7 protein-coding genes are annotated in these 8693 nt (G+C 43.7%); all 7 read right to left on the bottom strand.

Features of this window, described 5'->3' with window-relative positions; translation table 11 throughout:
* Positions 1–985, bottom strand: a 985-nt coding sequence (locus D9603_RS06900) for a hypothetical protein (protein WP_153188195.1), incomplete at its 3' end; no start/stop codon positions are given.
* Positions 986–1079: 94 nt separating this feature from the next.
* Positions 1080–1289, bottom strand: a complete 210-nt coding sequence (locus tag D9603_RS06895) for a hypothetical protein (RefSeq protein WP_125251867.1) — start codon at positions 1287–1289, stop codon at positions 1080–1082.
* Positions 1290–1446: 157 nt separating this feature from the next.
* Entirely contained in the window at positions 1447–2073 is a 627-nt protein-coding gene (locus D9603_RS06890) for a hypothetical protein (RefSeq protein ID WP_128730760.1), read from the bottom strand.
* A gap of 146 nt (positions 2074–2219) precedes the next feature.
* On the bottom strand, positions 2220–3107 hold the full coding sequence (locus D9603_RS06885; protein WP_125251869.1) for a hypothetical protein: 888 nt from the start codon (positions 3105–3107) through the stop codon (positions 2220–2222).
* Positions 3108–3110: 3 nt separating this feature from the next.
* Positions 3111–3536, bottom strand: a complete 426-nt coding sequence (locus tag D9603_RS06880; RefSeq protein ID WP_125251870.1) for a hypothetical protein — start codon at positions 3534–3536, stop codon at positions 3111–3113.
* A 94-nt stretch (positions 3537–3630) separates the two neighbouring features.
* Positions 3631–7434, bottom strand: coding sequence for a DUF4815 domain-containing protein (locus D9603_RS06875; protein ID WP_128730759.1), 3804 nt, complete (start codon positions 7432–7434; stop codon positions 3631–3633).
* A 42-nt stretch (positions 7435–7476) separates the two neighbouring features.
* On the bottom strand, positions 7477–8688 hold the full coding sequence (locus tag D9603_RS06870; protein WP_128730758.1) for a hypothetical protein: 1212 nt from the start codon (positions 8686–8688) through the stop codon (positions 7477–7479).
* Positions 8689–8693 lie beyond the last annotated feature (5 nt).

Genomic DNA, 8693 nt, shown 5'->3' with positions numbered 1-8693 from the left:
CTGCAATTTCTTGAATTTGTGCTTCGCTCCAACTGCCACTTTGGTCAATGCTGGCGATGGCTTGAGCGATTTCTGCCTGGTAGGCGTCAGTGACACTGGCTTGCAGCGCGTTGAGGTCATCGGCAAGGGCGGCTTTGGCCATTGGCGCGACTTTTAAATTCAGTTGTGTATCGACAATATCCGGTACGACAATGTTATCGACTTCGGCGGCAATATTTTGAATTTGCGCTTCGGTCCAACTGTTACCTGGATCGATGCTCTCAATAGCTCGAGCGATTGCGGTTGTATAATCATTTGTGATTGATTGCGCAAACGCCGCTAAGTCATCTTGAATTGCAGAGGACACAGCTGGCGCTACCTGAACCTCTAACGCAGTACTGACTTGTTGTTCAACTCTAGGAAATACGTATTCATCAGAAAAATAAGCTAATTTTTCGCCAAGCGATATATCAATAAAATAATCAATAGCATCTGGTAGTATTTGGTTGAGCCTAGCTTCAACTACTTGCTCAGCTGTGTACTCTAAGCTTAGGTTTATTAAACGATAGGTTTCGTCTATATAGTTTTTTACATCGCCAACAAGCGCGGGAGTTTTAAGGAGCTCAGGCTCTGGAAAATTGGCTAAATTGTCTATCGAAGATAGAGATAACGCGTTGTGAATAACAGGGCTTTGGGCAAATTGAGTTGGATTAACGCCTGAAAAAGTAACATGTCCTTTGTACTCAATATTTGCGGTAGGGCTTAGTATCTGGTTAAAAAAATTATTTACATACTGTTTAACGCTATACGCGTTGACCGCGTATTTGGCATTTTCGAGTGCACCTAAATCAACATCAAGGTTGAAAATAACGGTGTTGTGATAGGTTTGGGTTCCAAAATATTCTTGATCTTGCTCTTTAAGCTGCTTTGTTGCTGACGCGATTAATGCAGCTCGTTCCTCTTGCAAAATTTGAGAACTTAGATTCCCGTAATCTAGCGTGGTCATCTCGCAAACTCTCACTCAACTTTGCGTCTTAGTGACGCATGCTCATAAACAAAGGCGGCAATCTATACTTGCCACCTTTCCAGCGCCTACTTACTTAACCTCGAGGGCTTGTAGGGTAGAGCTTACGTAGTTCACAAAGCTCAAGGTCATGTCGATAACAGCAAGAATTGCTATATTCGATTTCCCAATCGGTCAGTGTTTTTTCTGTTGCAAAGAAAAAACGACGATTTTCAAATTTTTCTAGGCTACAACCTTGCATTTTCATGAACGCAGCTAGCCCTAAACGGTGTGTTGAGATCACCATATCAAACTCCTAATTAATCATTTTCGCTATTTGTCTCACTCACAGCTAGCATTCGCGTTTACCATCACCATGGGCCGTAGTCTCTAGCGTGCACTTTTGGATGCTCGCGTTACACCACTGCTCTAACATCTGGCGGTGGTTTGAACGCCTTCAAATCTCATCGATACAGAATGTAGATACCGTAGATCGGACGTTCAGTATCTGCGGGGTCTTTGCTTTGAGGCATCGATAGTTTTGCTCGTAACGAACTTGCACCATTGGGTATGTCAATTGGCGTGTCTTGAGCAACGACATACCAACTGTCTGTGTTATCAAGAGACACTTTTACAATTTGATCTTCATACGATGGGATGGTCGTAATCAAAAGTTGATGGGCTTTTCCATCTGGTTGACTGTCACTGGTGATGTTTACACTATTGGTGACCAGCTCTGCGTTACTTTGATTAATATGCATGACCGCATCATATGGTCTTATTGTACAATTATGGCTTTCTTGCCCGTTTACTTCATTACCCTCTTTAAAGGTGAGTAGGTTTAAATAAGGTAAACCTGAAGTCAGTGACAAGTGAGTTGAATAGCTGACGACGACATAAGGCCGTTGCAACAGCTCTCTTTTACGTAATGAACTCTCTAAAAATTCTTTATCAACCAATGTCTTACTGTTGAATTTTAATGTTCCGTATTGATCCGTACGAAAACTGTCTAACACATCTAGGTTGCTATGACGGTGATCGCGACTGCCTGTTTTAACGGGAACAGTTATCGTCTTTCTATGTATGGTCATCTTTAAATGATATCCAACTTACAAGTCTCATTCTCTACTATTGTACAATTTTAGCTAATTCTAAGGCGATAGTCACTGCTGAAAAATACCTAGAATTGCATATTTATTGCAGTATGAAGGCTTTTGTACTGCCTCCCAATACATTACTAATTATGTACAATAACATATCCGTTGAAAGCACGTTTCATCGACGCCCCAGCACTAGGGTTATAGATAAACCTCAGGGTAATATGATCACCGCCCTTGGTGAAAATAACGCCTTTGTTAAACGCTTCCCAAGTTGTGCCGCCATCTAAACTGTATTCGATGTTCAGGCCTTCGGTGTCGGGTAGCATTGCGATATGAACTGCGTTCCCGTTTGCAGCATCAAGCAAATGATGGGTTACCGTCGTCAAAACCGGCGCACGGCGTCCCCCTGCAGACATATCAACCTTATAGGGGGTGTGATCAATACCAGAAGAACTATCAATATTGATCCCCTCGGTTGTTTGAAAATCATCAATGATCGCATAAGCGAGATCGTACTTTTGGGCTGCAAAACTTGCGTACGCTCTAAGTAACATGGCGTTGGTATTGCCATTACCACTTGGAATAATGTGGTTGAGCGAATCAGGATCACCAATTTTTCCTGTGGTTTGCGGTGTCGATGCTGCAACTTTTTTAACGTTAGGGTGACGTTCTCGCGCTGCTAGCTTTGCGTATAAAGCTTCTAATTCTGAAAGTATGGGATACTTTATACTAACACCCGCTTTGAGTTGCATGGGGCTAACGAGGCTGTTGTAGGTCATTAGCATCCACCAATACTCGGTATGGCCATACAAGCGGTATGAAATTAATGGTGGGTTGCCTTCATCTTCAACGATTAAATACGTACCGGCCATCGGCAGCTTTTTTATCGCTGCAAACATATATGAATCTAAGACATCATATACACCGCCCTGTTTTCCTGTTTGTTCGGTACGGTGCTTAAAGGGCATGAATTTTTCAGCTGAGTAACGGCGCTCTGTTTCTCTTTGTATGTCAATATAAAACATGCGTTATTCCTCTAAAACTAACCAACCAAAGTCAACCGTGATCTGTATCGGGTCGTCACTGGGGTTGGCTATGTGCCAATAGAGTTTGTTATTTGGGAACTCATCTTTGTTGATGAGTGTCGGGTAGCGGTTATTACCCCAGACAGTGCCGAGTGTGTCCCATACCGCGCCCTCATAACTTAAGTAATTTGGGTAAGCTAAAAACTCAAAAGGATTTGGGTCAGAAAAGTCTTTTTTACCAAATATCCTGATCAAGCATGGCGCGCTGACCTCAAGCTTGGTGAGCGTGATTGATTGGCCCATTTTGACGCTTAGGCTTTCAAACTGTTTTGGCGCTATGACTCCTGAGGTGAGTATATCTTCACGACGATATGCGGCACCACCGCCACCGCCGCCCTTGAGGATTTTAAAGTCGTTCAATAATGCCATGACAGGCCTCTGTGTTTCACGTTGTGGCTTCTAGACAAAAAGGGGCGGCTCACTCAGTGAGACGCCCCAGTTGTTGCGTTGCTCGGGGCTTTATTTAGAAAGCCATTGCACGTAAGTTTGATACTACCGGTCGGTTAAGTGCCGAGCCATTAAGTACTAACTTTATTTGCGTTGAGGTATGCTCAAAGTTCTCTTTCGTGTAGGTATACTCAGTTCTGTCTATACCAAGCGCTTTTTCATCAGGGGATGTCATTTCAATCCAAGTGATGTTACTGGCACTTGGATCCACAGCGTAAAATACTTGTACGCTTGCATCACCTTTAAATTGGCCTTCAAAGGTAACTCGCAACGTTGACTCGGCAGCGCCAGTCATAAAGGTACGTGTACAGTAGAGGGCTTTAGATGCTTGTGAGCCAATCATCATCAGCGCTTCTGGCCACATTAATGGTGATCTATAGTGACTGTCTGACGATAAACGCGCAGAAACATTAACTTTACCCGTAAATGAATTAGGCAAGCGGAACGGCACATTCTCGTCGAGTTCGTAGGTGACATTCTCTTCCGTCGTAAAGTTGATCTTAATATTTGATTTATCAGAAGGGCGAATTGCACCACCTGCTACCATTAAATCAGACAATTTTTCAACTTCGAACTCGCCAAAATTAATCTCTTTTTCTAAAGAGGTAAATTCAGCTCTGAGTAAGCGGAATGTTAAATCTGCTTTTTGGTGTGGCGTCCAAGTTGTTGCGTTGGATGACGATAACATGACACCAATTTGGTAAGCTTGCTCCGTGATCACTTTTTGCTTCTCGTTGACACCGCCTAGCTCTGCAATCGCCATTTCGTGGTCAGCATCATCGGTTAATACAACAAAAGCATACTCCTGGCCCGCTTCAATATAAGTTGGGTCAAAAGTCAGACGTGTCCAGCCATAATCCTCAGGTTTGCTATAAGATTGCGGTTTACCATCGATCAGGGGATCTTCTTTAGAAGCATAAAGTCCACTGTCGTATTCAATTAACTCGTCAGCATTTACCCGCACTTCAGCTAATGTTTTATCTGGAATACCAACAGTCGTATTACGTAATTGCAGCACGAGTTGCTTAGCACCGCGTTTAGTAATTTTAATATCGACCCCTGAGATAAAGTGGCTCTCATTAAGTGTGAAGGTTTGCGCTAATGGATCCCAGCGTTGGAAACCTCCAGAGAACTTAGTTTGCCACTCCTCTGTTGTAATGGTGCCCTTACCCGTGAATGACGCTTCTGCTTCAGTTGGCTCGCTGCCACCAATACCTGTGCCTTTCACTGTTACTGCTTTTCGACCTGCAGGGTACGTCTCTTTTGGGATCTTAAACTTACCTTTGAGTACGCCAGAAGCGTCTGCAATCGTCGGGGTACTGCCATCAATAGAGACAACTGGCAATACGTCACCATCAAAGGTTAAGGCTTGAATTCCTTCCCCTTCCAACATGCCTTCTAGTGTAAATTCGACGTCCAGCTCCCGTAAAAACTCAGCGGCACGAGAAGTTGAGCCTACTTTTTGCGAAGTTACATTACCTCTAAACTTAAAGCCATATACCCCATGGTTTACAACAGTACTATTAAGCGGTGGACCATCTTTTAGTTCTATTTTACTTTCTGTCCAAATATCAACGGCAGGGATAAGTGTCATTTTTGCCGGAATAGGTTTAAACGCCGAGTAAGGGTTCACCTTCATACTCCCCGTTTTTTCAACCTGCTCGACAGGGCGTCCCTTATCAATGAGTACCGTATGCTGATAATCAAGAGTCCATGGTTTGGTTTCTTTAGATGTATTTAAAGAGTTTGGTTTCATATTAATAGGCAGCACAAGCTCTTCACGAGCAGGATTTATTTGCGCTATTTGTTCAATACCATCCACTTTATTGCCTGTTAGATTCGATTCTAGACCTCGGTCACGCATGTCGTCATCCAGCATAGGATCAACGAATAATCCATGAGTGGCTGATGGTGCTTGGCGACTTGTATCATTTTTTAAGCGCTCTAATGACACCAAATCGTATAAGTCAACAATACTTTGCTGCATCTTATTTAGATCGCTCATATGTACTACTTTTACACCATCACGCTTAACATCAGGTTCTTCCCACCAAGTGTGATAAATTTCAGCAAGAGAAAGCACGTTGTCAGGCAGCGCTGGAGATGCTGGTTTGGCGAAAGGTGATGATACACCACGTTTCATTATCAACTCACCATCTTTGTTTAAATACAAACGGTCGATTCTAGGTACGCGCCATTGGTAGTCGATCTGAACTTCTGTACCAGGCACTAGGCTTGTTTCGAGGCCATCTGGAGTTTCATCAGTTGTAAATGATTTTTGGATCTCTATTGCTTTACGGTCACCGGAAATACTCACTGCATGGGTGATCTCTTCATTGTGATTTAGGTCAACATAATACGAATCCTGAGGACCAGGAACACCGTCAACAGAACGCCATTTTATCGTCGAGTTACTTTCTTGGTTACCTAGAAAATCCCAATGTGTACCTTCTTCAAAGATAACTTCGCTTTCGCCAGAACCAATGTATATCTTTTCAATTGAAGTAACAGCACTTACACCAAGCTGGTCAATACCTTCAGTAGTACGGATTATTTTTTTGTGGCGTAAACTCACTTCACCATAAACAACTTCAATTTGATATACAGGACCAAAGTCTAGGTTTAGTCGGTTTGTATTCTTCTCGGGATCACTGTTTGGGTGAAAAGCTATTCTTTCACCTTGCGTCAGGTAAGTAACTGCATTGTTTTTGAAGCGGCTACGTTTATCGTGGCGTAAATCAATTTCTCTGCCGCCGACATGGGCACGACCACTTGAGATAACAAATGTTGTTGAATCTTTCAGTGGGTCAGTGAGATCACCATCTACATCGGTATTGAACTCATGTAAGCGCACATCAAGGCCATTTACAGCATAATCACCATGGGCATCCACATCATAGCGCACAATTTGTGCGACTAGCTCTTTGGCTTCATCGGATAGCAGTGCTTCCTCTTCCAGTAGTTTACCGTTAGAAACCGTATAGACAGGGTAGAAGTCGCCCACATTATCTTGCACATAATCGAGTCCCCACTTAACTGATGCGTCTGGAGAGGTAAGCTCTGAGCCACCGACATTCTCTGCGCCTGAATTATCAACCCAGACACCAAATTTAAAGGTAGCATTGTGGCTCGCTGAAATTGGCTCAGCAGTTTGCGGCACGTATAGTACGGCACCGTTGATATAGATTGCAGCAGCATCGGCGCGTAGCTTAATATCATCGCCAATCGGTTGTGACACATGCAATGAACCGCCAGAGAGTAATTGGCCGTTACGTAGTAGTGCGTTACCTAGACCCTTAACCCACTGGGCAATAGCAGAGATTAATTTAGGGTGGGCGTCGGCATCCATGTTATGGTCATCAATATCGAGTGTATTTTCATATTTAAACTCAAATAACTCTGAGATATTAATGTTGGTTAGTGTTACCACAAGGCGCAGTGAAATTGAGCCTTCAAAATAATACGTTAAGGCGTTTGAAGGTTGACCAAGCGCCAGTAGAAACGGTTCTTCAGCTGGAATGTTATCGTCTTCGCTGACGCTACCATAAAGATAAACTTCACCGATATCCATATCTTCTGTAGTTGCATTCGGAGGAATATTACAGACGAATTCGATAGAGTTTTCACTGATCACACGTCGTGATGTTATGGGGGCTTCATACCAAGTTTCGTTGGTAGACTCGCCATCGCGTGACGAATTTAAATCACCTTTTGTTGCACTGATAGCAAAATGTGTTGGGTTAATGTTCCAACCTTGTTGGTTGGCTGCGTTAATCGTCTTTGATAGACCTTCGTTCGTTATGACGCCAATAACTGCCATTTCAATTTTCCTTTATACAAGTCTCATTCGGATGTGTGTGAGTTAAACTACGGTCACACGTAAAGGGCGTACGCGCGGTACATCATTTGCGGTACCTTCAAGTTCTAGCTTAATGCGTATAGTTTCACCCGAGATATCATTTAATTCGTAGCGTCGCTCGCTAAAACCACCGCCCAGCGACATTTGCTCTACTAATGGCAGTTCCAGCCATTGTGAACCCGTTGAGTAGTACGCTGTCACTTTTGAGTCAAGGCCTGTCGCAGCATCAAATCCAACACGAACATCGACATGCTCGCCTAAGCTGATGTGACGGGTGATATAAATACCTTTTTCTTTTACACCAGCACCCACCATAGTAATCGGTGCCAGAACTTGTGGAGTTTTACCTTTGGTGCCTGATAGCTCCACCTTGACCTTCGCACGACCTGTTACCTTCTCGCCTAGGGTGATTAATGAGCCTTCTTTCAAGCGCACTTCACGATTGCTCGGCAAGGTCATCACGAGGTTAACGTCGGTTTCTGCATCTTGGCGCATGGCGTTAAACTGTGTTTGCACCAGATCTGCTTCATACAAATCAAACTCGCCCAAGTTATAGTTTCTTGTGGTTGAGGTAAACTCAGCTTCATGCAGCGTAAAACGTAGGTCAGTTTTTTGATGCGGTGTCCAAGTCACGGCATTACTTGAGCTCAATAGCACACCAATTTGAAATGGTTGCGCTGTTACCCATGCGTCAGCTTTTTCGTCATAGTCGCCTAATGTGGCCACTTCAACTTCATAGTTCGGATCATCAGACATCAGCACAATACAGTATTCAACACCACGCTCTAACAGCACAGGGTCAAAGGTAATGCGTGTTGCAGTGTTGTTTTGTGTGGTGATCGTATGAGCTTCAACACGTGTGCGACGTAATACAGTTTGTGTCGGAATGCCGTTTTCTGTCGTGCGTATGTCCACAGTTAGTGCGGTTTCACCTACTTTGGTAAACCAGACATCGGCTGCGGCTAGATACAGTGTACGATCAAAAGTAAATGTTTGTGCTAATGGGTCGTAGCGCGTAATTTGTGTTAGTGATGTGGTGATCACATCTTGTACTTGAGTAACCTCAGCTTGCCCGTGTCCGGTAAAGGTCGTCGCTGCGCTGCTATTTTTGTTACCTTCCACTGTTACATCATAGGTACCCGCGGGCACATTTGATGGAATTTGGAATGAGCCGCGTACAGCCCCGTTGTGATCTGCTATCAATGTGTTAGACATGTCTC

The organism is Pseudoalteromonas sp. PS5, from assembly GCF_004103255.1.
In the GTDB taxonomy this organism is placed as follows: domain Bacteria; phylum Pseudomonadota; class Gammaproteobacteria; order Enterobacterales; family Alteromonadaceae; genus Pseudoalteromonas; species Pseudoalteromonas peptidolytica.
Note: the sequence above shows the minus strand (reverse complement) of the source record. Positions and strands in the feature narration are given on the sequence as shown.